The 23,418-nt window shown below is 71.9% G+C and carries 22 protein-coding genes and 1 tRNA gene; 12 read left to right on the forward strand and 11 right to left on the reverse strand.

Features of this window, described 5'->3' with window-relative positions:
- Nucleotides 1-5 precede the first annotated feature (5 nt).
- Nucleotides 6-1,199 carry a hypothetical protein gene (locus AB1K54_RS09490; protein ID WP_371202500.1) on the reverse strand — a complete coding sequence of 398 codons (1,194 nt, stop codon included), beginning with the start codon at nucleotides 1,197-1,199 and terminating at the stop codon, nucleotides 6-8.
- Nucleotides 1,200-1,310: 111 nt separating this feature from the next.
- Between AB1K54_RS09490 and AB1K54_RS09495 the strand changes: the two genes are divergently transcribed.
- The gene (locus AB1K54_RS09495) at nucleotides 1,311-2,690 is read left to right on the forward strand and encodes an ATP-dependent RecD-like DNA helicase (RefSeq protein ID WP_371202501.1); all 1,380 of its coding nucleotides are present in this window, start codon (nucleotides 1,311-1,313) and stop codon (nucleotides 2,688-2,690) included.
- Between the two features lie 21 nt (nucleotides 2,691-2,711).
- Here the strand turns inward: AB1K54_RS09495 and AB1K54_RS09500 are convergent, their stop codons facing one another.
- Entirely contained in the window at nucleotides 2,712-3,365 is a 654-nt protein-coding gene (locus AB1K54_RS09500) for a heme oxygenase (biliverdin-producing) (RefSeq protein WP_371202502.1), read from the reverse strand.
- A 48-nt stretch (nucleotides 3,366-3,413) separates the two neighbouring features.
- Nucleotides 3,414-3,725, reverse strand: coding sequence for a DUF2470 domain-containing protein (locus tag AB1K54_RS09505; protein ID WP_371202503.1), 312 nt, complete (start codon nucleotides 3,723-3,725; stop codon nucleotides 3,414-3,416).
- A gap of 79 nt (nucleotides 3,726-3,804) precedes the next feature.
- On the opposite strand from AB1K54_RS09505, the gene AB1K54_RS09510 reads away from it, so the two are divergent.
- Both AB1K54_RS09510 and AB1K54_RS09515 read left to right on the forward strand, forming a co-directional pair.
- Nucleotides 3,805-5,085 (forward strand): serine hydrolase domain-containing protein, encoded by a 1,281-nt coding sequence (locus AB1K54_RS09510; RefSeq protein WP_371202546.1) that lies wholly within the window; start codon nucleotides 3,805-3,807, stop codon nucleotides 5,083-5,085.
- Between the two features lie 25 nt (nucleotides 5,086-5,110).
- The gene (locus AB1K54_RS09515) at nucleotides 5,111-5,986 is read left to right on the forward strand and encodes a DMT family transporter (protein ID WP_371202504.1); all 876 of its coding nucleotides are present in this window, start codon (nucleotides 5,111-5,113) and stop codon (nucleotides 5,984-5,986) included.
- A 140-nt stretch (nucleotides 5,987-6,126) separates the two neighbouring features.
- Here the strand turns inward: AB1K54_RS09515 and AB1K54_RS09520 are convergent, their stop codons facing one another.
- A complete protein-coding gene (locus AB1K54_RS09520) occupies nucleotides 6,127-7,236 on the reverse strand; it encodes a substrate-binding domain-containing protein (protein ID WP_371202505.1) in 1,110 nt (369 codons plus the stop codon).
- Nucleotides 7,237-7,504: 268 nt separating this feature from the next.
- Between AB1K54_RS09520 and AB1K54_RS09525 the strand changes: the two genes are divergently transcribed.
- The 6 genes from AB1K54_RS09525 (at nucleotide 7,505) to AB1K54_RS09550 (ending at nucleotide 14,299) form a co-directional block, all read left to right on the forward strand.
- Entirely contained in the window at nucleotides 7,505-9,496 is a 1,992-nt protein-coding gene (locus AB1K54_RS09525; RefSeq protein WP_371202506.1) for a DUF2264 domain-containing protein, read from the forward strand.
- Nucleotides 9,497-9,624: 128 nt separating this feature from the next.
- Nucleotides 9,625-10,803, forward strand: coding sequence for a glycoside hydrolase family 88 protein (locus tag AB1K54_RS09530; RefSeq protein ID WP_371202507.1), 1,179 nt, complete (start codon nucleotides 9,625-9,627; stop codon nucleotides 10,801-10,803).
- 40 nt (nucleotides 10,804-10,843) lie between these two features.
- A complete protein-coding gene (kduD, locus tag AB1K54_RS09535; protein ID WP_371202508.1) occupies nucleotides 10,844-11,608 on the forward strand; it encodes a 2-dehydro-3-deoxy-D-gluconate 5-dehydrogenase KduD in 765 nt (254 codons plus the stop codon).
- A 39-nt stretch (nucleotides 11,609-11,647) separates the two neighbouring features.
- Nucleotides 11,648-12,493 carry a 5-dehydro-4-deoxy-D-glucuronate isomerase gene (gene kduI / locus AB1K54_RS09540; RefSeq protein ID WP_371202509.1) on the forward strand — a complete coding sequence of 282 codons (846 nt, stop codon included), beginning with the start codon at nucleotides 11,648-11,650 and terminating at the stop codon, nucleotides 12,491-12,493.
- A 187-nt stretch (nucleotides 12,494-12,680) separates the two neighbouring features.
- Nucleotides 12,681-13,628, forward strand: a complete 948-nt coding sequence (locus tag AB1K54_RS09545) for a sugar kinase (protein ID WP_371202510.1) — start codon at nucleotides 12,681-12,683, stop codon at nucleotides 13,626-13,628.
- A 26-nt stretch (nucleotides 13,629-13,654) separates the two neighbouring features.
- Nucleotides 13,655-14,299, forward strand: a complete 645-nt coding sequence (locus AB1K54_RS09550) for a bifunctional 4-hydroxy-2-oxoglutarate aldolase/2-dehydro-3-deoxy-phosphogluconate aldolase (RefSeq protein ID WP_371202511.1) — start codon at nucleotides 13,655-13,657, stop codon at nucleotides 14,297-14,299.
- 166 nt (nucleotides 14,300-14,465) lie between these two features.
- On the opposite strand, the gene arfB is transcribed toward AB1K54_RS09550, so the two are convergent.
- The 3 genes from arfB to AB1K54_RS09565 all read right to left on the reverse strand — a co-directional run bounded on the left by arfB (nucleotide 14,466) and on the right by AB1K54_RS09565 (nucleotide 16,963).
- Entirely contained in the window at nucleotides 14,466-14,903 is a 438-nt protein-coding gene (gene arfB / locus AB1K54_RS09555) for an alternative ribosome rescue aminoacyl-tRNA hydrolase ArfB (RefSeq protein WP_371202512.1), read from the reverse strand.
- 63 nt (nucleotides 14,904-14,966) lie between these two features.
- On the reverse strand, nucleotides 14,967-16,274 hold the full coding sequence (locus tag AB1K54_RS09560; RefSeq protein ID WP_371202513.1) for an ABC transporter permease: 1,308 nt from the start codon (nucleotides 16,272-16,274) through the stop codon (nucleotides 14,967-14,969).
- Nucleotides 16,271-16,963 (reverse strand): ABC transporter ATP-binding protein, encoded by a 693-nt coding sequence (locus AB1K54_RS09565; protein WP_371202514.1) that lies wholly within the window; start codon nucleotides 16,961-16,963, stop codon nucleotides 16,271-16,273. Before AB1K54_RS09565 ends, AB1K54_RS09560 begins: the two co-directional genes overlap by 4 nt.
- Before the next feature lie 169 nt (nucleotides 16,964-17,132).
- On the opposite strand from AB1K54_RS09565, the gene AB1K54_RS09570 reads away from it, so the two are divergent.
- Complete coding sequence (locus AB1K54_RS09570) at nucleotides 17,133-18,311, forward strand: sensor histidine kinase (protein ID WP_371202515.1); 1,179 nt, start codon at nucleotides 17,133-17,135, stop codon at nucleotides 18,309-18,311.
- Nucleotides 18,308-18,979, forward strand: a complete 672-nt coding sequence (locus AB1K54_RS09575; RefSeq protein WP_371202516.1) for a response regulator — start codon at nucleotides 18,308-18,310, stop codon at nucleotides 18,977-18,979. The genes AB1K54_RS09570 and AB1K54_RS09575 overlap by 4 nt, the downstream gene beginning before the upstream one ends.
- Before the next feature lie 10 nt (nucleotides 18,980-18,989).
- Here the strand turns inward: AB1K54_RS09575 and AB1K54_RS09580 are convergent, their stop codons facing one another.
- Nucleotides 18,990-19,829 (reverse strand): universal stress protein, encoded by an 840-nt coding sequence (locus AB1K54_RS09580; protein ID WP_371202517.1) that lies wholly within the window; start codon nucleotides 19,827-19,829, stop codon nucleotides 18,990-18,992.
- Between the two features lie 150 nt (nucleotides 19,830-19,979).
- Nucleotides 19,980-20,053, reverse strand: a tRNA-Gly gene (locus tag AB1K54_RS09585).
- Nucleotides 20,054-21,093: 1,040 nt separating this feature from the next.
- Here AB1K54_RS09585 and dcd point away from each other — a divergent pair.
- Nucleotides 21,094-21,699 carry a dCTP deaminase gene (gene dcd / locus AB1K54_RS09590; RefSeq protein ID WP_371202518.1) on the forward strand — a complete coding sequence of 202 codons (606 nt, stop codon included), beginning with the start codon at nucleotides 21,094-21,096 and terminating at the stop codon, nucleotides 21,697-21,699.
- A gap of 135 nt (nucleotides 21,700-21,834) precedes the next feature.
- Here the strand turns inward: dcd and AB1K54_RS09595 are convergent, their stop codons facing one another.
- Both AB1K54_RS09595 and AB1K54_RS09600 read right to left on the reverse strand, forming a co-directional pair.
- Nucleotides 21,835-22,587, reverse strand: coding sequence for a hypothetical protein (locus AB1K54_RS09595; RefSeq protein ID WP_371202519.1), 753 nt, complete (start codon nucleotides 22,585-22,587; stop codon nucleotides 21,835-21,837).
- Nucleotides 22,584-23,372: a FadR/GntR family transcriptional regulator gene (locus AB1K54_RS09600; RefSeq protein ID WP_371202520.1), complete on the reverse strand. Its 789-nt coding sequence runs from the start codon at nucleotides 23,370-23,372 to the stop codon at nucleotides 22,584-22,586. Before AB1K54_RS09600 ends, AB1K54_RS09595 begins: the two co-directional genes overlap by 4 nt.
- Nucleotides 23,373-23,418 lie beyond the last annotated feature (46 nt).

The raw sequence follows: 23,418 nt of genomic DNA on the forward strand, positions 1-23,418 counted from the left end.
GCGGGCTACGGAGTGTCGGGTCCGCCCACGAGGATCGACACCGCGCCGCCGGGCTGCACCGTGATCTTGCCGGTGACCACGAACGGCACGTCCTGGTCGAGGCGGGTCACTTCACCGTCGAACAGCGACCGCACATCGACCGAGAGGTGGGCGACGGCGTCGGTGGGCGGGATGCGCCATCCGGCGCCGTCGGGCTCGACGGTGACGTCCGGCTGGATGCCGATGGACCACACCGGGTCGGAGTCGATGCGGTCCTGGACGAAGTGCCCGAAGGGGCACGCCGTCGGCTGGAGCACCTGCTGGGTCGCGCACTCGGACAGGAACTGCTCGACGCGCTCCTGCACCGCCGCGACGAACTCTGCCGTCGGCTCGGCGGTGATCGCCACCGGCACCGTGGTCCGGGGGGCGTCGGACACCACGACGACGCCGGGGGTCTGCGAGATCGCGGTGTCGACCGCCACGGAGTACACGCCGGGGGTGAAGGCCAGCAGCGCGACGGGAGCGGCCGGATCGGCGTCGACGCCGTCGGGCGAGACCTGACGCTTGTCGATCGAGAAGCCGTTGACCTCGAACACCATCGACCCGATCACCTGGAGGCTCATCACGGCGAGGGGGCTGTGGGCGAACCGCCAGGTCGGGGCGACGCCGATGGAGCCGTAGCGCTCGACCTTGAACATGCTCGTGGTGTCGTGCCCGCCCGCGGAGTAGGCGACCGTGACGTCGAAGACGTCGTCGTGGGCCACCTCCGACACGACGTGCACGTCTGAGATCTCGGCGAGGGCGGCGGGGCGCAGCAGGGCGTCGGAGGCATCCGGAGCCAGGCCCGCGGCCTCGAGCTGCGCAGAGTCGACCCCGACCCCCGGCACCGCGAGCGCCTCGCTCGCGCGACCCTCGGCCAGCAGCGACACGTACCGCTCGACGAACGCCGACGGGCTGTAGAAGGTGCGATACAGGATGCCCGCGCCCGCCGCGATCGCGCCGATGAGCAGCACGCCCACGACGCCGAGGAGCGCCAGGTCGACGCCCAGCGGGGCACGGCGCCGCGCGGCGCGGGCGGAGCGCCGCGCGACTGCGGGGAGCGGGGGAGTCGAGACGGCATCGCCCGGAGCGGTCCCGCCGGGAGGGTCAGCAGCGGTCGCCGTGGCGCCCGGGGGCGGGGTCGCGCGCCCGGGGGAGGCGCCGGTGTCCTCGTGTTCCACGCGTGACAGTCTAGGAAACACCGCCGACAGACCGCCCGATGCGCGACGCGGAAGGACGCAGAGGGTGTGGACAACAGCGGGTGAGGCATCCGTCGTCGTTAGCATGAATCGATGACCACGACTGCGCTGTCCGCGGAACAGGAGGCGCTTTTCCGCCTGATCGAAGACACGCGCGAGCACGTGTTCGTGACCGGGCGCGCGGGCACCGGCAAGTCGACCCTGCTGCAGCACCTGGCATGGAACACGTCCAAGCAGATCGCTGTGTGCGCGCCGACCGGGGTGGCGGCGCTCAACGTCGAGGGCCAGACGATCCACTCGCTGTTCCGGCTGCCGATCGGGCTCATCGCCAAGACCGAGCTCGAGCAGTCCGACGCGACCCGGCGCATCCTGAACGCGATCGACACGCTCGTCATCGACGAGGTGTCGATGGTCAACGCCGACCTCATGGACGGCATCGACCGGTCGCTGCGGCAGGCGCGGGGGCGGCGATCGGAGCCGTTCGGCGGCGTGCAGGTGGTCATGTTCGGCGACCCGTACCAGCTGGCGCCGGTGCCGCCGCGCGGCGACGAGCTGCGCTACATCCGCGATCACTACCGGTCGTTCTGGTTCTTCGACGCGCACGTGTGGACGGGCCGGCAGGACGCCCTCGCCGCCGGCTCCGCCCTCGACGGCTTCGCCGACCTGGGGCCGTTCGGCGCGCAGCTGAACATCCGCGAGCTGACCGAGATCCATCGGCAGAACGACCCCGCATTCAAGGCGATGCTCAACGCCGTGCGGCACGGCCGGGTCACCGCCGACATCGCCGGGGTCTTCAACGAGACGGGCGCCCGCACGCCCCCCGACCCCGCCGACGGCGAGCATCCGATCATCACGCTGGCCACCCGCAACGACATCGTCAACAACATCAACCGCCGGCACCTGACTGAGCTGATCGGCCGCGAGCAGACGGCGACGGCCGAGGTCAGCGGCGACTTCGGGCGGGGGGATGCGGCGTACCCGGCCGACCTCGAGCTGAAGCTGAAGGTCGGCGCACAGGTGATGTTCCTGCGCAACGACACCGCCGCGTTCGGCGAGCCGCCGCGGTGGGTGAACGGAACCATCGGCACTGTCGTGCGCATCGCGGGCGGCACCGTGCGTGTCGACGTCGACGGCGAGGAGTTCGACGTCGAACCGGCCGTGTGGGAGAGGTTCCGCTACGCCTACGACCCCGGCACGAAGTCGCTGACCCGCGAGATCGTCGCCGAGTTCACGCAGTTCCCGCTGCGGCTGGCGTGGGCGGTCACGATCCACAAGTCGCAGGGCAAGACCTACGACCGCGCGATCATCGACCTGGGCACCGGCGCGTTCGCTCCGGGGCAGACCTACGTCGCACTGTCGCGTCTCACGTCGCTCGACGGCCTGTACCTCACGCGGCCGCTGCGGCCGAGCGACATCCGCGTCGACCCCGACGTCGCGAGGTGGATGTCGCTCGCGCGGGACGCGGCATCCTGAGCCGAATCGGCGGCCCCGCGCTCAGGCGACCTGCGACGCCTTCGCGGCGGCGAGGTCTTCGAACAGCTCGGTGTTGAAGCGGTAGGCGAGAAGCACCTCATCGATGACGCGCTCCTGCTCGGCGGCGTCCCACGGCGCCGCGTCGAGCTGCTCGCGGTAGACGTCTTTGAAGGCCTTCGGGTCGGCGATGTCGCCGAAGACGTAGAAGCCGATGCCGTTGGTCTCGAAGCCGAAGCGGCGCGCCATCAGGCGGCCGATGAACTGGCCCCCCGACAGGTCGCCGAGGTAGCGGGTGTAGTGGTGGGCGACGAAGCCGCCCGGCCACACGGAGCCGACCTTCTCGATGCGCTCGACGTACCGGCGTGTGGTCGGCAGCGGCTCGATGCGCTCGCGCCAGTCCGGGCCGACGAGGAACTCGAGGTCGGCCTCGAGCGCGGGAAGCCGCGTCAGCTTGTCGCTGATGAAGACGGATGCCACGGGGTCGGTGCGCATGCGCTCGGTCGCCGCCTCGAGTGCGGCGTAGATGAACCAGTGCTGCGCGACGAGCGCGACGTAGTCCTCGCGCGTGCCCTCGCCCTTCATGAGGTCGGACATGAATCCGGCGCCCTCGCTCGAAGAGTGCGCGGTGCTGGACCGCTCGCGCAGCGCGGTGGAGAAGGGGATCACCTCAGACATGCCGTCAGTCTAGGGGGTGAGGCTACCCTTACCTAACCGGTCTGCCGGTCAATCGTGCGCACGCGGCTCTACCCCGAGCGCACGGCAGGCCTGGTCGTACAGTGCGACGATCTCGCGGCGCACCTCGCGCCGCTCGGTGATCCCGCCGCCGGGCCACGGCACCCGCACCTCGACCGTGCGCCCGTCCGAGAGGGTCGCAGTCCAGTCGCCGCCGTCGCCGTCGAAGCCGCCCATCGTCGCCGACACGACCTCGCTGCCGGGCAGAAAAGCACGGGTGATCAGCACGTTGTCGTCGGTGTGGTCGGCGTTCATGTGGTGCAGCACCCCGGCGATGGCGTCGGCGTCGAACTGATGGGTCATACCCGACAGCCTACGGATGGTGGCGCGTGCATCGCGCGGGCTGTGTTTGAATGAAATGCACGATCATCGGGGGGTGAGAATGCGCCAGGGCAAGCGGCATCGGGCAGTCGCGGCATCCATCGCGCTCGCGGCAGCCGTCGGGCTGAGCGCGTGCGCACCTCCGGCCGAGGTGCCGATCGCCGGTCCGACCCCGATCGACCGTGCGTTCCCCGACGAGACCCAGGCCCAGTTGGAGGATGCCGTCACCCACGCCATGGCGGCGGCCGGGGCATCCGGTGCCGTCGTCGGGGTGTGGGCGCCTTGGAGCGGCACATGGGTCACGGGCCTGGGCACGCAGCAGATGGGCGGCGGAGCGGAGATCACCGACGACATGCGCTTCCGGGCGGCGCGGCTGACCCGCCCCATGGTGTGCGACGTGCTGTACGACCTCGTCGACTCGGACACCGTCGCCCTCGCCGACAGCGTCACGGATTATGTTCCCGGCGTGCCCGATCTGTCCGACGTCACGCTCGATGACCTGTGCGACAGCACGAGCGGCGTCGGCAGCTTCGCCGACCGGCTGCAGGGGATCTGGATCGGCAACCCCACCCGCCGCTGGGATCCGCGCGAGCAGGTCAGCTACGGGCTCGCCAAGCCCCGCGCCTCCGCGCCGGGAGCGACCTACGTCGACGCCGACACGAACTACGTGCTGCTGGGCCTGGCGCTGGAACGGGCGACCGGTCGATCCCTGTCGGACCTGATCGCGTCGCACGTCACGGTTCCGCTCGGGCTCGCGGCCACCCAGCTGCCCAGCCTCGGCACGACCGCCGTCGCGAGCGACGCGCCCGTGCTGACCGGGCACCACTCCCTGCCCGACGGCGCGGGCGAGCTCGACTGCGCCGAACCGGTCGACCGCACGCAGCTGTCGGCGAGCGTCGGCTACGGCGACACCGGCGTGGTGTCCGACATCCACGACGTCGGCAAGTACGTTCGGGCGCTGGCGGTCGGGGCGCTCCAGAAGGAGGGCGCCGAGCGCTTCGACAACGTGATGCCGGCCTATGCGGGGGCGCCCACGTGGTACACCGCCGACGGCGGAGCCCTGCACGCGGGGGCGCTGGTCGGCCAGACCGGCTCGACCCTCGGGTACGCTGTCTCGGCGTGGTCGGATCCGAACAGCGGGCTCACGGTGGCAGTCGTGCTGAACAACTCCGCTTCCGGCGGCAACCTCGTCACCGCGCTCGCGTGGGAACTGGCCGCGATCGCGTCCAAGGCGCCTGCGGCGCCCGGCGCGACCCTGCCCGAGGCGGGGCTGCCCTGGACGGCCGAGCAGTATCACGACGCCGTCACGCAGGGGGCGATCTGCCCGATCCCCGCGCCCTGACGCGCACCTCTCGCGCGGGGCGGCCGTGAGCGCCCGGGCGGGCACGACCCCCGCGATCCTCCTGGTCGTGGTCGGGCTCGTGTGTCAGGAGATCGGCGCGGCGATCGCGGTGCTGATGTTCGACGAGGTCGGGCCGCTGGGCATGGTGATGCTTCGGCTGGTGTTCTCGTCGATCGTGCTGCTGCTCGTCGCGCGGCCCTCGCTGCGGGGGCACTCGCGTGCCGCCTGGTGGGCGGTGGTGCTGTTCGGCCTGGTGCTCATGACCATGAACGGCCTGTTCTATCTCGCGCTCAATCGGCTGCCGCTCGGAGTGACGGTCACGATCGAGGTGCTCGGCCCGCTCGTGCTGTCGATCGTGGCGAGCCGCCGGGCGTCGGCGTGGCTGTGGGCGGCGCTCGCGCTGGCGGGGGTCGCCGCCCTGGGCGGCGGGGGGTGGGACCGCCTCGACCCGCTCGGCGTGCTCTTCGCGGCCGGTGCGGCGGCGAGCTGGGCGCTGTACATCCTGGTGGCCGCGCGCGTGGGTCGCGAGTTCCCGAAGCTCGACGGGCTGGCGCTTGCGATGACGGTGGGCGCGGTGCTGTCGCTTCCGCTGGGCATCGTGTCGGCAGGTGACGCGCTCCTGCGGCTGGATCTGCTCGGTCGTGGCGCCGCCGTCGCGCTGCTGTCGTCGACGATCCCCTACGCGCTCGAGCTGATCGCGCTGCGGCGACTGCCGGCGGCCGCCTTCGCGATCCTCATGAGCCTCTCGCCCGCGACGGCGGCCCTGGCCGGCTTCGCGCTGCTCGGCCAGCAGCTGACGCCGCTGCAGCTGGGCGGCATCGCGCTGGTGATCGTCGCGAGCATCGGCGCGGTCCGCTCGTCGGCGCGCGCCGCGCGCAAGGCGGCCGAACCCATCGGCTGACGGCGGCCGAGACTCGGGCGGCTGCCGGGATTGGGGCGGATGCCGGGATTGGGGCGGATGCGGCGGGGCTGTCCGACCTGGGCGGATCGCCGACCCCGGTCGGCGGATCGCCGACCCCCGGCCGGCGGGGGCGCCCTCCGTCAGGCGCCGCGGGGCGCCGAGGTCGACCCGCGCACGTTGAGCGTCGGGCTGAGCACCACCCGATGCACGGGCCGGTCGGGGTCGTCGAGGCGCCGCGTGACGAGGTCGACGGCGGCGCGGCCGAGGTGCACCCGGGGCGGGGCGACGGCCGTGAGCGCAGGCGCGAAGAGCTCGGCGACCTCGTCGTCGTAGGCGATGACCGACAGGTCGCCCGGCACGGAGATGCCGCGGTTGAGAGCGAGGTCGACGAAGGCCATCGCCTCGGGGTCGGAGTGCACGAGCAGCGCCGTCACCGAGTGTCGCAGCGCCGCGTCGAGCGCCGTGTCGACGACCGCTGAGAAGTCCGGGCTGGTGCGCGGCGGAAGGCTCGTCTCGAAGTGGTCGGTGGGAGTCAGCCCCAGCTCGGCGCACGCCGCCTGCCAGCCTGCCGCGATCTTGCGCGAGGTGGGCGAGTCGCGCGCGAGGATCAGCCCGACACGGCGGTGCCCGAGCGCCGCGAGGTGGCGCGCGGCCAGCACCGCGCCGAGCGCGTGGTCGGTCGTGACCGACTCCACGGGCGCGCCGCCGGGCAGCAGCACGGCATCGCGCTCGACGAGCACGCTCGGCCGACCCGAGTCGGCCAGCCACTGCACGACGTCCTGCGCGTGCGGGGTGTCGGTGTTCGGGGCCACGACGAGCCCGCGCACCCCCTCGACGTGCACCAGTCGCTCCAGCACGGGGCGCTCGTCCTGCAGTTCGTACGACGTGCCGCGCAGCACGACGCGCATGCCCTGGCGCGCGGCCTCGGCCTCGGCGCCGCGAACGACGGCCGGCCAGTAGTGGTTCAGCGACGGCACGAGGACGGCGATCGATCCGGTTGCGGCTGCGGATGCCGCCCGCGTCGCGCCGGCCTCGCGCGCCGTGCTCTCGGTCGGCGGCACTGCGCCGCCGTGCACGCGCACCAGCAGCCCGTCGCGCTCGAGCTGGGCGAGGTCGCGCCGCAGCGTGACGGGGGCCACGCCGAGCTCGTCCAGCAGCTGGGACACTCGCACGGCGCCGTCGCGCGCGAGGGCGGCCAGCACGCGGGCGTGTCGCTCGGCGGCGAGCAGCGCCGGGGAGTTGTCGGTCATCGGGCGTCCTCTGGGTAGGGCTGGTCCAGTTCTATCGCGACCGTGGCGCTCTCGCGCGTCGTGACGCCGAGATCGAGGCGGTCACTCGCGCGCCCCACGAGTGCGCGAGCACCGGGTCGTCGGTCTCGCCTCGTTGACTCCTCGCCGTCAAGCGATCACAAACGATCATAACGAACCGCATTCAATCTTGCAATGATCGAAATGGATTGCTACGCTCCCAAACGGTCGCCGCACCGTGCGGAGACGGAATGCCATCGAAGGAGAGGCCGTGTCGGTCCAGCACATCACGCCCGAGCAGCTCACGGGCGCCGACTGGACCCGCGACGAATGGCTCGCGTACGCCGACCGCCTTCTCGACACCGCCCGCGAGTACGCCTCGACCGGCAACGGCCGCATCACCTTCCCCGGTGCCGAGGGCGGCTACGGCCGCGCGGTCGACGGCCTCGAGGGGTTCGCGCGCACCTTCCTGCTCGCCGGCTTCCGTATCGCAGGCGCTCGCGGCGAGGGCGTCGACGATCTCATCGACTTCTACGCGCGGGGCCTTGCCACGGGTGTCGACCCGCATGCCGCGGACCGCTGGGTGCGCATCGACGAGCACGCGCAGGCGAAGGTCGAGGCGGCCTCGATCGCCCTGGTGCTCGATCTGACCCGCCCCTGGATCTGGGACCGCCTCGACGCGGTGACGCAGGAGCGGGCCATCGCGTGGCTGGCCCCCGTCGTCGGCGACGACACCTACCCCAAGACGAACTGGCTGTGGTTCCGGGTCGTGGTGCAGACCTTCCTGCGCTCGGTCGGCGGCCCGTGGTCGCAGGACGACATCGCCGCAGACCTCGCGCTGCACGACGCGCTCGTGCGCGAGGACGGCTGGATCTCCGACGGCTTCGAGCGCTCGTACGACCACTACGTCGGGTGGGCGCTGCACCTGTACCCCGTGCTGTGGGCACGCATGCAAGGCGCGGACGAGCTCGCCGCGGGCCGCACCGCGGGCGACATCGCGCGCCTTGACCGCTTTGTTCAGGATGCCGTCGCCCTCGTCGGCGCGGACGGCTCACCGCTCATCCAGGGTCGCAGCCTCATCTACCGCTACGCCGCCGCCGCCCCGTTCTGGGCCGGTGCGCTCGTCGGGGTGCCGTCGGTGCCGCTCGGACGGCTGCGCCGCGCGGCGGACAGGGTCGTGCGCCACTTCGCCGACGCGGGCGTCCCGGACGACGACGGCGTGCTCACGATGGGATGGCACGGCCCATGGCGCGACCTCGCCCAGTCCTACTCCGGCCCCGGGTCGCCGTACTGGGCCGTGAAGGGACTGCTCGGCGTGGCTCTGCCAGCGGATCACCCCGTGTGGAGCGCCCCGAGCGAGCCGCTGCCGATCGAGACCGGCGACGACCTGCGCGCCGTGCGCTCGGCGGGATGGATCGTGTCGGGCACCGCGGCAGACGGCATCGTGCGGATCGCGAACCACGGCACCGACCACGCCGCCGCCGACACGCTCGTCGGCGACTCGCCGCTGTATGCCCGCATCGGCTACTCCACCTCGACGAGCCCGCTCGCGAACGCGTCGGCGTGGGAGGAGCCGCTCGAGCAGTCGGTCGCACTCGTCGATGCCGCAGGCCGCGCCACGCACCGCGCCGCAATGGAGCTGATCGACGTGCGCGTGCAGGACGACGAAGGCGGGATCGTCGGGATCGCGGCATCCCGCGCCCGCGCCCACTGGATCGCCCCGCACCCGATCGAGCACCGCCACGGCTCGGGCCTGGCCGCAGACGCCGAGGTCGCCGCGTCGCTCGTAGTCCACTCGCTTCTGCGCGGACCATGGGAGGTGCGCCTCTCACGGGTCGAGTCCCTCGCACCCGGCCTGGACGCCTCGTCGCTGCGGCTGCGCGTCGGCGGGTGGGCGATCGCCGCCGGCGCCGTGGCCGCCGGGGTCTCGTCGCGAGGCGCCTCGGCGTGCGCGAACGGGGTGCGCAGCAGCATCCGCCCCCTTCTCGGCGCCGGCGCGCCCGGCCTCCAGCGCCGCACAGACGCGAGCCCGCTCGGCCGCGACGCCGCCGTGCCCGTGACCGATGAGCCGCTCGTGGTCGGCGTCTGGGTCGCGACGCTCGTGGAGCTCACCCGCGCGCACAGCGCCGCAGACACCGCCGCCGCGGCCGTCGAGATCGACGAGCGCGGCGCGCAGACCACCGTCCGGGTCACGTGGCCCGACCGCACGGCGACCACCAGTCGCCTCGCACGCCCCGCAGGCGCCTCCGGCACCGACCGGTGATCGATGGGCCCCTGTACGGCTACCGCGCGACCTGGACGCAGGCCCGCGCCCGGAATCGACGGATCGGCCGCCGCTCGGGCCTGAAGCCCCGGCATCCATTCCGTCACGACCCACGAAGGATCCCCTCCATGACGACTCTGTCGCCCATCCCGGGCACGACCACCACAGACTCCGCCGTGCAGGCCGCGCTCACGACGATCCGCCGGAACACCGAGACCTTCGGCGCCGCGTACCCCGACGACACGACGGCGGGCGACCGCTACGAGCGCCGCCCGGCCGAGGGCGCCATCCCCGAGGGCGGCAACCGTGGCTGGACCACGAGCTTCCGCACGGGGCAGCTGTGGCTCGCGTGGGAGCTCACCGGCGACGACGCGTTCAAGAACGCGGCCCTGGTCGACACGCGCGACTTCGCCCGCCGCGTACGCGCCGAGGAAGACCTTGAGACGCACGACCTCGGGTTCCTATACACGCTGTCGACGGTCGCCGCGTGGCGGCTGCTCGGCGATGAGGACGCCCGTCGCGCGTCGATCGAGGCCGCCGACGCGCTCATGCGCCGATTCCTCGAGCCGGCCGGCATCATCCAGGCGTGGGGGGATCTCTCCGACCCCGCCCAGCGCGGGCGCACGATCATCGACAGCCTGATGAACATGCCGCTGCTCACGTGGGCAGCCGAGCAGACGGGCGACCAGCGCTACGCCGACGCGGTCCGTCGCCACACGGCGCAGCTGCGCGAGCACATCGTTCGCGAGGACGACTCGACCTTCCACACCTTCTACTGGGATGCCCAGACCGGCGAACCTGTTCGCGGGGCGACCGAGCAGGGCGCGTTCGACCACTCCTGCTGGGCGCGCGGGCAGGCGTGGGGCGTCTACGGCTTCGCGCTGAGCTACGCCGCCACCGGCGACGAGCGCCTGCTCGAGGCATCCCGCCGCTGCGCCCGCTACCTCCTGGCGCACCTGCCCGCCGACGGCGTGCCGTTCTGGGACCTCGTGTACACCGACGGCAGCGACGCGCCGCGCGACAGCTCGTCGGCGGCGATCGCTGTGTGCGGGCTGCTCGAACTGGCACAGGTCGAGACGGATGCCGCGACCGCGGCCGAGTGGACCGCTCGCGCGCACGCCATGCTCGCAGCCCTCGTCGACCACTACACGCCGGCCCGCCCCGAAGACTCGGACGCCCTGATCCTGCACTCGGTGTACGACCTGCCCAGGGACAACGGCGTGGACGAGGGCACCCTGTGGGGCGACTACTTCTTCGTCGAGGCGCTCATGCGGGTGACCCGGCCGGACTGGAAGAAGTACTGGTGAGCACCCGCCGTCGCGCATCGACCCTGACGGGAGCCTTCGCATGATCCTCGACTCGTTCCGCCTCGACGGCCGCGTCGCGCTCGTGACCGGCTCGAGCCGCGGGCTCGGGCAGGGCGCCGCCGTCGCGCTCGCCGAAGCCGGCGCCGACGTCGCTCTGCTGGACCGCGGCGACGCCTCCGCCACCGCCGATCTGGTGCGCCGGGCAGGGCGACGCGCGCACCTGATCGGCCGCGACCTCGTCTCGGCGACGCCCGGCGAGCTGTCGGCGGCGGTCGATGAGGCGATCGCCGAACTCGGCGGCCTCGACATCCTCGTGAACAACGCCGGCACGATCCGCCGCTCGCCCGCCGTCGACCATCCCGCCTCGGACTGGGACGACGTGCTCACCGTCAACCTCGACGCGGTGTTCCACCTCTCGCAGGCCGCCGGCCGTCACATGCTCGCGCAGGGTCGCGGCCGCATCATCAACGTCGCCTCGATGCTGTCGTTCCAGGGCGGGATCCGTGTACCGGCCTACACCGCGTCCAAGCACGCGGTCGCGGGGCTTACGAAGGCGCTCGCGAACGAGTGGGCGGCTGGCGGGGTCACCGTCAACGCGATCGCGCCCGGGTACATCGCGACCGACAACACCGCGCCGCTGCGCGCCGACGAGGACCGCGCCGCGTCGATCCTCGGCCGGATCCCCGCGGGGCGCTGGGGCGAGGCATCCGACCTGCAGGGGGCTGTCGTCTTTCTCGCATCGGATGCCGCCGCCTACGTCACCGGCGCGATCATCCCCGTCGACGGCGGCTGGCTCGTGCGCTGAGCGCGACTGCGACCGAAGACACCGAACCAGGAGAGACCCATGACCGAGACCCGCATCCCCCAGCGCTACGCGACCAACCCCGTCCAGATCCCCGGCATGACCACGGACGAACTGCGCGCGACCTATCTCGTGCCGGACGTGTTCGTGCCGGGCGAGATCCGCCTCACCTACACGCACCACGACCGCATCGTGCTGGGCGGAGCGGTGCCCGCCGGTGCAGCGCTCGCGCTGGGCGGCTACCCCGAGATCCGCAGCGAGTACTTCCTCGAGCACCGCGAGCTCGGCATCGTCAACGTCGGGGGCACCGGCACGGTCACCGCCGACGGCGAGGTGCACACGCTCGTCAAGGGCGCGTGCCTGTACCTCGGGCGCGGCATCCGGTCTGTCGTCTTCGCCGATGCGGGGGATGCCGCGGCCGCGCAGTTCTACCTCTTCTCGGCGCCCGCGCACACCGCGTACCCCGCCGCGCTCGTCTCGCCCGGCGAGGGCACGGTGCGCGAGCTCGGTGACCAGCTCACCTCGAACCGCCGCACGCTGACGCAGATCATCCACGAGAACGGCGTGAAGAGCTGCCAGATCGTGATGGGTGTCACCGAGCTGCACCCGGGGTCGATGTGGAACACGATGCCCGCCCACACCCACGACCGCCGCACCGAGTGCTACCTGTACTTCGACGTGCCCGAAGACGCCCGTGTCGTGCACCTGCTGGGCGAGCGCGACCAGACCCGGCACCTCATCGTCGCCGACCGGCAGGCGGTCATCTCGCCGTCGTGGTCGCTGCACTCGGGCGTCGGCACGGCCGCGTACTCGTTCGTGTGGGCGATGGCCGGCGAGAACCAGTCCTTCGACGACATGGACGCCGCGCCCATCACCGGGCTGCGATGAGCCTGCCGCCGGTTCCGCCTTGCGTGGAGGCGACGGGCGTTCGCCCGGCCGGTGCTCGGGGAGCTGCCGGGATTCGGGCGAGTGCGGGGGACTCGTCCGAGTTCGGCCGGATCGCCGAGTCGGGGCGGGCTTCGGGAGCAGAGCGGATGCGGCGGGCCGCAGCCCGCGCGCTGGCTACGCTGGATCCGTGCTGAAGACCCTGCTCGCGATCGGCGAGACGATGGCGATGGTCGCGCCCGTGGTGGCCGAGCCGGTCGCCGACGCCGACGCGTTCCTGCTGGATGCCGGCGGGGCCGAGTCGAACGTCGCGGTCCATGTGGCCGCGCTCGGGCACCGGGCGGTGTGGTTCAGCCGGCTGGGCGCGGACGCGCTCGGGCGACGCATCGCGCGTCAGCTCGCCGAGCGGGGGGTGGACGTGTCGCGCGTCGCCTACGACTCCGCGCGCCCGACGGGCCTGTACGTGAAGGACCCCGGCAACGGCGTGCTGTACTTCCGCCGCGGTTCGGCCGCTTCGGCCCTCGACCTGCGCGACGCCGACGCGGTGTCGTTCGACGGCATCGACCTGCTGCACGTGTCGGGCATCACGGCGGCGATCTCGACGTCGGCCCGCGCGTTCCTCGCGCGCGTGATCGCCCGCGCCCGCGAGCACGGCGTGCCGGTCTCATTCGACGTGAACCACCGGGCTGCGCTGTGGCATGGTCTCGACACACAGCCCTCGACGGCACCGGACGAGGCCGCCCCGGCCGCCGCGGTGCTGCTCGAGCTCGCCCGCGGCGCCGACATCGTGCTCGTCGGCCGCGACGAGGCCGAGACCCTGTGGGGCACCCCCACCGCGGCCGACGTGCGGTCGCTGCTGCCGGGGGTCGCAGAGCTCGTCGTCAAGGACGGCGACGTGGGAGCGACGGCGTACGTCGGCGCCGACGAGGTGTTCGAGCCGGCGCTTGTGGTCGAGGTCGTCGAGGCCGTGGGGGCCGGCGACGCGTTCGCCGGCGGGTATCTCGCGGGACTCCTCTCGGGGGACTCCGTCGCCGATCGCCTGCGCGCCGGCCACGAGCGCGCAGCGCGCACCCTGCAGACCACGACCGACTCCCTCGACGACGCGCCGGCCGGCGGCATCCCGAATCCGACACCTTGAACGACGCCCCCGGCGGAAGGACGCCCATGACGATCACAACGGATGCCGCGACCGGCGGCGACTGGTTCGACACCGCGTTCGCGGGGGCGCCGCTCATGGCGATCCTGCGGGGCATGGGCCTGGAGCGCTCGGCGCGGCTCTCCGAGACGGCGTGGGACCTCGGAATCGACTCTGTCGAGGTGCCGCTGCAGACCGACGAGGACGAACGCGCCCTGCGCGCGGTGGTCGCCCTCGGCGCGCAGCGCGCAAAGAGCGTCGGGGCCGGCACGATCCTCACGCCCGCGCAGGTGGCGCTCGCCGCCGACGCGGGCGCGGCCTACCTCGTCTCGCCCGGCCTGGACCCGGTCGTGGTGCGGGCGGCGCAGGAGGCCGGCATCCCGATCCTGCCCGGCGTCGCGACACCCAGCGAGGTGCAGCTCGCGGTGTCGCTCGGCCTCACGTGGCTGAAGGCCTTCCCCGCGACGTGGCTGGGCAGCGGGTGGTTCCGGCACATGCGCGGGCCGTTCCCGCAGGTGCGGTTCGTCGCGACGGGCGGGCTGGATGCCTCGAACGTCGAGGAATACCTCGCCGCGGGCGTGCGGGTCGCGGCCGTGGGCTCCGCCCTCGAGAACGCCTCGCAGCTCGAGCGCCTCGCCGAGGTGCTGCGCTCGCGCAGCGGCATCGCGCGCTGACGACCGGTCGCGGGGCCGTTCAGAGCGCCGGCTCGGAACGCATGGTCGTCGACGGATGCCGGCGCCCGACGTCCCGCGGCGAGAACTCGAAGACATTCACCCGTTCATGCTGCCGTGCCCCAGGCCCGGCGAGCCCGAAGGGGGCCGTCGGGCTGCCTCTGCGTCGTCAGTCGTGCGGGGGTCGGCGCAGCTGCTTGACGTCGGTGCGTCGCTTCTTCGCCTCCAGCCGCCGTTCCTTGGCGCGCCGGCTCGGAGCCGTCGGTCGGCGAGACGGCGAGGGAGGGCGCAGGGCGTCGGCCACGACGGCGGCCAGCCGAGCGCGCGCGGCCTCCCGGTTGCGCAACTGGGCGCGGTGCTCGGATGCGGTGATGGTCAGCACTCCACCGACGAGGCGGCCGCCGAGGCGCGCCAGAAGCCGCTCTCGCTGGAACGGCGAGAGGGCGGTCGAGCGCGCCGCATCCCACGCGAGCTCCACACGGGAGTCCGCCGTGTTCACACCCTGCCCGCCAGGCCCTGAGGATCGCGAGAACCGCCAGGTCAGCTCGGACTCGGGGATCGTGATCGCAGAGTCCACCCTGAGACCGGGGCGGTGGGCGGCGGGCATGGGTCCATCATCCTCCCGCGCCCCGGGACGAGCGGACCGGACGGATGCCCCGTCCGGCCGAGGTCACTCGTAGCGGAGCGACTCGACCGGGTCCTGACGGGCCGCGCGGGCTGCGGGGAGGGTGCCGGCGAGGAACGCGATCGCCATGACGAGCAGCACGATGGCCGCGATCGAGGTCGCGTCGAAGGCGATCAGCTGCAGGCCTGCCAGGTCGGCCAGCAGCGTGGACGACAGCACACCGCTGATCGCGGTGCCCGCGAGCATGCCGATCACGACGCCCAGCGCGCTGCCGAGGAACCCGATGAAGGTCGCCTCGAGGCTGAACAGGCTGAAGACGCGGCCCGAGCCCATGCCCATGGCCTTCATCAGCCCGATCTCGCGCGTGCGCTCCTGCACCGACATGTACAGCGTGTTGATGATGCCGAAGCTCGCAGCCAGCAGCGCGATGATCGCGAACGCGTTGAGCACCAGCACGATGCCGTCGATCACGGTCTTGAAAGTGCCCAGCTGGTCGGCGACGGTCGTGCCGGTGAACCCGGCGTCGGACAGCGCCGCCTTCAGGTCGTCGACCTGCTGCGGGGTCGCGTCGGAGTCGAACCACACGCGGGCCTGCCGGTACCTGCCCTGCTGGTCCGCCTGAAGCCCGGTCTGACCGAGGTCGTGGATCTCGGTCGCGAGCGCGTCGTTGGGCGTGAAGCTGCCCGACCCTCCGGTGAGGTCGAAGGTATCCTCGGCGACGCCGGTGATCTCGGCCTCGAGCGTGTGGCGCACCCCCGTCGCGTCGGTGACGGCGAGCGTCACCGTGCGGCCGACGGCGGAATCGGCATCCGCGAACCCGAGGGCGTCGACGTACGCGACCGGCAGTGCGAGCTCGAACGCGCCGGCGCTGTCGTCGGGCTGCGCGCCGGAGGTGAGCTGCAGCGTCTGCCCCGGCACGATCGAGCCCGCGCCGATGGTGTACCTCGTACCGCCGTCGTACTGGATGAAGTCGACCGACAGCGACCGCACCGGCTCGACCTTCTCGGCGCCGTCGATGGCGGCGAGCTGGTCGAGGTCGTCCTGGGTCATCACGGCGATGCTCGTGCCGGGCATGCTCCCGCCCCCGGCGCCCGCGGTGACGGTGTCGGGGTCGTACTCCCGAGGGCCGTCGCCGGTTCGAGCGTCGTCGGCGTTCTTGGTGACGGTCATGACGTCGCTGGCGCCGAACGTGGCCACGGTGTCGTCGATGTAGCGGTTGATGCCGGTGCCGAGGCCGTTGGTGACGGTGAGGGTGAAAGCGCCGATGAAGATCGCGAGGATCGTCAGGATCGTGCGGGTCTTCGAGCGGAACGTGTTGCCGACCGCGGTGCCGATCAGGTCGAGGGTTCTCACGCCGCCGCCTCCTCTTGGACGATGCGTCCGTCTCGGATGTGGATGCGCCGGTCGCAGCGCGCAGCGAGGTCTTCGTCGTGCGTGACGACGACGAGGGTGATGCCCTGCTCCCGGTTGAGTCCGAACAGGATGTCCTCCACCACCGCTCCGGTGTTCGAGTCGAGGTTGCCCGTGGGCTCGTCGGCGAAGATGATGCGCGGGTTGTTGACGAGGGCGCGCGCGATGACCGTGCGCTGCTTCTGCCCGCCCGAGAGGTTCAGGGCCTTGTTCCTGGCCTTGTCGTCCAGCTCGAGCTGCTCGAGCGCGGCCATGCCCCGGCGCCGGCGCTCGCGGGCCGGGACGCCGGCGATCTTCAACGGCAGCACCACGTTCTCGAGCACGGTCTGCCCGGCGGTGAGGAAGAACTGCTGGAACACGAACCCGAACGTCTTGTTGCGCACGCGGTTCAGGGCTCGGCCCCGCAGGCGGTCGGTCGCGGCGCCCTCCAGCAGGATCTCGCCGGAGCTGGGCTCGTCCATGAGCGCGAGCAGGTGCATGAGCGTCGACTTGCCCGAGCCGGACTTGCCGATGATGGCGAGGCTCTCGCCCTCGGCGATGTCCAGATCCACCCCCTTCAACGCGTCGAAACGGCCGGCGCCGGACCCGTACGTCTTGTACAGGTCGCGGGCCGAGAGAACGGGGGTGCCCATGGGAGCCTCCTGACGGCGCGGGCATCGAGTGCGCCCGCTCTTTCCACCCTCACGGATGCCGCGGGTCGAAGCATCCACCCAGCGCGGGCATTGCCGTACCGCGTTGGCGGTACCCGGCCTACCGTGCCGGGTACATGACAACGCCCGCAGCCGCGGGCAAGCTGAGAGCGTGACCTTCGAACCGCTGCGTCCGAGCCCGCCCGGGCTGCGCGTGCCACCGGTCGTGTGGGACATTGCCGCCGCCCTGGTCGTGCTGCTGTCGGCGGCCGGTCGGTTTCCCGAGTCGCCAGCCGACCGCACGACGCTCGGCTGGATCGTCTCGGTGCTGCCGGCGCTGCTCGTGCTTGTGCGGCGGCGCTTTGCGTGGCCGGTGCTGATCGCATGCGTGGCCTGCTTCTGCGTCGCGATGGTGAGCTTCCCGCTGACGCCGGGCTCGACGTTCGCGTCGGTGATCGCCCTGTACACCGTGACGCTGCAGAAGGAGCGGAAGGCTGCCGCGTGGGCGCTCGCGGGGTCAGTCGCCGTCATGACGCTCGTCGCTCTGCTGTGGCGGCCCGACATGCGCGTTCCCGCGGTGTTCGAGGTCGTCGTGACGATGTGTCTCGCCTTCGCGGTCGGCGACGCCACCCGCTCCCGCCGCGCCTACGTCGAGGGCATCGTGCAACGCGCGATCACCGCGGAGCAGACCCGCGAAGCGGAGGCCTCTCGCAGGGTCGTCGAGGACCGGCTGCGCATCGCGCGCGACCTGCACGACGCCGTCGCCCACCAGATCTCGGTGATCAGCCTCAACGCGGGAGTCGCCAGCTCCGCGATCGACGACCGGCCCGAAGTCGCCCGCGAGGCGCTGTCGACCATCCGCACCGCGTCGCGCGCCGTGCTCGGTGAGATCGGCGACCTGCTCGCGACGCTGCGCCTGCCCGAGGACCAGGCCGAGCGCTCACCCGCGGTGGGACTCGCCGGCCTCGACGAACTGGTGGCCGGATTCGAGGACTCGGGGCTTCACGTGACCGTGCGCCGCGAGGGTTCGCTGGACGACCTTCCCACGAGCCTGGACGTCGTCGCGTACCGGGTGATCCAGGAAGGCCTCACCAACGTGCTCAAGCACGGGATCGAACGGCGCGCGCACCTGCTCCTGCGCGCCGACGCCGACCAACTCGCGATCATCGTCAGCAACCCCGTCGACCCCGGCGGCGAGACGCGCAGCGACGGCGGGCACGGTCTTCGCGGCATCCGTGAACGAGTCGACGCGCTGCACGGCACGATCGATGCCGGCCGCACGGGCGGCACGTTCCGACTCGCGATCACGCTGCCGTGCGGGCGCTCATCGAACGAAAAGGTCTCGGCATGATCCGCGTGCTCATCGTCGACGACCAGGCGCTCATCCGCACCGCGGTGCGCGAGATCCTGCGCGCAGCCGCCGACGTCGAGGTCGTCGGCGAGGCCGTCGACGGGGCCGAAGCCGTCGCGGTCGCCATGGCGCAGCATCCGGATGTCGTTCTGATGGACATTCGGATGCCGCAGCTCGACGGCATCGAAGCCACGGCGCGCATCTGCCGCGACCCGGCGCTCGCCCGCACGCGCGTGCTCATCCTCACCACGTTCGAAGACGACGACAACGTCGTCGCGGCGCTGCGGGCGGGCGCGAGCGGCTTCATCGGCAAGGGCTCGGAGCCCGACGAGATCGTGCGTGCGGTGCGCGCCATCGACGCCGGAGACGCCCTGCTGTCACCCGCGGCGACCCGCGGGCTGATCGCGAAGTACCTCGCGGCCGCGCCCGCACGCCCCGTGGACGCCCCGCAGGCTCCCCTCGACGCGCTCACCCCGCGCGAGGAGGAGATCCTCACACTCGTCGCCCGCGGACGCTCCAACGACGAGATCGCGACCGAGCTCGTCATCTCGCCGCTGACGGCGAAGACGCACGTCAACCGGATCATGGCCAAGATCGGAGCCCACGACCGCGCGCAGCTCGTCGTCTGGGCCTACGAGTCGGGGTTCGTGGCGCCGGGGCGGGAGTAGGCCGGCGCCGTCACCGCACGACGACGGTGGGGGCGGCGAGGGCGGAGAGCACCTCGTGGCTGATGGAGCCGAGCAGGAATCGCGCGACGGGGCCCCGGCCGTGCGAGCCCACCACGGTGAGGACGGCGCCGGATGCCGCGCTGTTGATGACCTGCGAGGGGTAGCCGCGCTCGGCACGCGCCTGGATGTCGAGATCGGGATAGGTCTGCCGCAGTCCCGCGAGCGAGACGGCCAGAGCCTCTTCGGTGAGTGCCTGCATGGAGGCGAGGTACTGCTGGGGATAGACCATCGGGTTGCGCGGTGCCACGAGCGGGGTCCACACCGCGATCGCGACGAGCGGCTGCCCCAGCCGGTCCGCCTCGGCGGCGGCGAACGCGACCGCCCCTTCTGACGTCGGGGAGCCGTCCACACCGACGACGACGCCGTTGCGGCCTTCGAGGTCGATATCGGGCACGACCACGACGGGGCAGGACGCGCCCGCGACGATCCGCAGCCCGTGCACCCCGCGCCGCGGCCCGCCGGCGTCGCCCTGGAAGTCGCTGCCGATCACCAGCAGCTGCGCGTCGGAGGTCGCCGAGACGAGCTGGCGCACCGGATCCCCGCGCAGCACGACGGTGTCGACCTCGATGCCGGAGGCCCTCAGACCCGTCGCGTGCTCCACCAGCAGGGTGCTCGCGGCGCTGATCGCGCCTTCGACGACGGGGCCCTCGCCGACGGCGCCCACAGACCCGCCGACCACGGTGACCAGCAGCAGCGGCGACTTGCGCGCCCGCGCCCGCGCCGCAGCCCACTCCAGCGCCCGCTCACTCGCCGCCGAATCGACGACGCCGACGACGATGCGTCCGCTCATCCTCGACCCCCCTGTTCACAGCCAGCCTACAAACGCGACCAGTTCGCGGCCACCCGCCCTCCGACAGAGCGAGACTTCGCCTCGCGGATCGATTCCTGCGGCAGAACGCGAATGACCCGAGCCGGCACCTGCGGTGCCATCTCGGGTCATTGGAGGGGCTGACGGGAATCGAACCCGCGCTGTCTGCTTGGGAAGCAGAAGTTCTGCCATTGAACTACAGCCCCGAAGCCTTGAAATTACTGGGATCTCGAGAACCCGTCAAGGCGAGGTATACGCATTGGTGTTCACATGCGTGTGACGCCAGCAAGCCGTTGTCACGCTTCCATACTAACCAGCGCGAGGCGATGAACACGCCCGGAACGAACCGAGGGCGTATGCGTAAGGGCCTTGAACCGTCGACACTTCGGCCAGGAATGCCGGGGTTAGCGGCTCGGCGGCGGAGCCACGCGATCCGATACTCTTTCGCTCGTGGGGATGGCTGACGAGGCACGAGCGCAAGCACGGCGGGCTGGGGATCAACGAGGCGCAGCGGTGCAAGCCGAACGCTCTGCGAGCGAGCAATGGGAGCGCGCGGTCGACGCGTGCGCGGGCGAGTTCGCGAAGGCGGCAGCCGAGTTGCGCGTGAAACCTGACCTTCGCTATCGCGGATCTGATGTGTGGCTCGTGGGCGTGCCCACCTACGAAGACAATGAGTCGTACGCGTCGACAGAGGTTGCCGTACGCAGGGATGGCAGTTGGTTCGCGGCCCGCTCAGGGCGCCGTCCTCCGATGTTCTGGTTCCTCAATCCATTCAGCGACCGGACTGAGCTCTACCTTGAGCCGCGGGACGAGCGCGTTGCCAGAGCAAACGTGTCGTACGACAGGATTCGAGGCTGCTTCGTTCAGCGGCTGAGCCGTCCCCATTAGCTGCAGCCCGGCTCTTCGATCACGGGACGGCGAGCCGATGTCCGATCGCCTCGGCTTCTCCGCCGAACGGTAGGACCCGCAGGGGTCCTATCGCTCGCGGACAAAGAGTGCCCTGTTCTCGATACGGGGACATCAGGTGTTCTGGTCGAGTAGGAAGCGCGGCGACGAACCGCTCCAGTTCTGAGAGCAAGTACAGGGGCTTGGATCCGGAGAAGTGCGGAGTCAAGTCGCCCAGGCGCACGTGGTGACGAAGCCGCGACGGGCTGATGCTCAATATCGCCGCGGCAGGACAGGTCCGCGTATCGAGCACCAGGGCAGGGTAACCGCGGTCGCGCGAGCCCCGGCTACGCTGAGGTTCGTGCTGCTCAGTGACCGCGACATCCGGCTCGAGATCGAAGCGGGGCGCATCGCCCTCGACCCGTGGGATGCGCCGATGGTGCAGCCTTCGAGCGTCGACGTGCGGCTTGACCGGTACTTCCGGCTGTTCGACAACCACAAGTACCCCTTCATCGACCCGGCGCTCGATCAGCCCGACCTCACGCACCTCATCGAGGTCGCGCCGCAAGAGCCGTTCATCCTGCACCCGGGCGAGTTCGCGCTCGGCTCGACGTTCGAGCAGATCACGCTGCCCGACGACGTCGCCGCGCGGCTCGAGGGCAAGTCGTCGCTCGGCCGGCTGGGCCTGCTCACGCACTCGACCGCGGGTTTCATCGATCCAGGGTTCTCTGGCCACGTGACCCTCGAGCTCTCGAACGTCGCGACGCTGCCGATCAAGCTGTGGCCGGGAATGAAGATCGGGCAGCTGTGCTTCTTCCGCCTGTCGTCGCCGACCGAGTCGCCCTACGGCTCCGGCCCGTACGGCAACCGCTACCAGGGCCAGCGCGGGCCGACGGCATCCCGCTCGTTCCAGAACTTCCACCTGACCGACGTGGGATCGACAGATGCGGGGGCCCGCGGCGCCTGAGGCCTGTCTCGTGGTGCGTGACGAGCGACACGGCAGCCGCCGGTGTGCGTCGCAAACGGCAACTCGGTGCGGGCCGGCTCGATCGACGAGGTGCCGGGGGTGCGGCATCCGAGGGTCTCGACCTCGGGCGTCGGGTCAGATCCCGACGACGAGCGCGAGCGACGTGTCGCCGCACGCGAGGACGGATGCCCCGTCCCTCAGCACGAGCGGCACCGTGCCGCCCGTTCGCACGGCCTCGGCGAGCCCCTCGACCCGCAGGATCGACCCGGGCTCGCGCCGCGCGTCGGTCGAGGTGACGACCCGGCACGAGGCGTTCACGACCGTCGCCGGCATGGCGCCGCTGCGCAGCACGCGCAGCAGCTCGCGTTCCAGCCGGTCCACGAGCGCGTCGGCGCCGACCAAGCCCAGCAGGCGGCCGCGGGCGACGACCGGCGCCGTGATCGTCACGGTGTAGTCGTCGGTGCACACGTAGTCGACGTAGGGGCCGGTGAGATGCCGTGCGCCGGTGGCGGCGGGCACCCGCCACCACTCGAGGGCGGTGTAGTCGCGGAACTGCTCGTGCGAGGGGTCGTCGATCGTCGCGAGCCGACGCACGTCCCGCGCGGAGCCGCTGCCCGACAGCCACCAGGCGAGGTGCCACGCCGCGTCGGAGAGCGCGTCCGGCGCCGCGACGAAGCCCGCGCCGGTGAGCAGGGTGTCACCGTTCACGGCCTCTACGGCGAAGCCCTCTACGACCGGGTCGAGCGATGCGGCGGACGGCGCGTCCAGGGTCGCCAGGCGCGCCTCGAGCAGCGCCTTCCAGCTGTCGATCATCGCGAAGATGCCGTCGATCGTGGCGGCCACGTGCGCGGCGACCTCGACCTGGCTGCGGTTCGTGGCGGCGGTCATGTTTCCTCCCGAACACTGACGGCGGATGCCTCGTCCTCGCGCGCCTCGATGCGCGCCCTTTCGTCGATCAGCCACTCGAAGGCGCCGTCGATGTGCGCGATCGTCGCCGCGCGGGCGGCATCTGACTCGTTGCGCCGGACCGCGTGAATGACCCGTGTGCGTGCGAGCGCGCTGCGGTCACGGTGCTCCTGATCGCGCAGGCACATCCAGAGCAGCGGCCCTGCCTCGCTCTGCAGGCGGATCTCCTCGCGCACGAGCCGGGGCGACTGGCTGATCGCGGCGATCTCGAGTTGGAAGCGCCCGACCGCACGCCGCGCGCCGCCGGCCGTCTCGAGGTCGGCGCTCCCGGCGATGCGCTCAAGGTTCGCGACGTCGTCGTCGCTCGCGCGACCGGCGGCCGTCTCGGCCGCCGTCCCGGCGATCGCGGCGACGTGCAGGGCGAGGTCTCGCAGCTGGATGCGGCTGCGGTCGCGCAGCCGCCGCGCGAGCAGGCGCGTGGCCGCCTCGCTGTCGAAGGTGACGAAGCTGCCGCCGTCGCGTCCGCGCCGGGTGGTGACCAGCCCCTTGTCGCGCAGTGTCTCGAGCGCGTCGCGCGCGGTCACCAGGGCCACGCCGAGCCTGCTCGACAGGTCGGACTCGCTGGGGAGGCGCTCGCCGTCGTGGAGCACGCCGCTGACGATCGCGTCGGTGAGTCGCTGCTCGACGAGCTCGGCACGGCCGGCGCCGTCGAGCGGGGCGAACACGACGGCGCGCGTCGCGTCGATGCGTCCGGCGGCGTGCGGCATCAGGGCTCCCAGGGGCGGGCCGGGAAGCCCATCCTCCCCAACCGTG

The sequence above is a fragment of the Microbacterium sp. BWT-B31 genome (genome assembly GCF_041379855.1).
GTDB lineage: Bacteria > Actinomycetota > Actinomycetes > Actinomycetales > Microbacteriaceae > Microbacterium.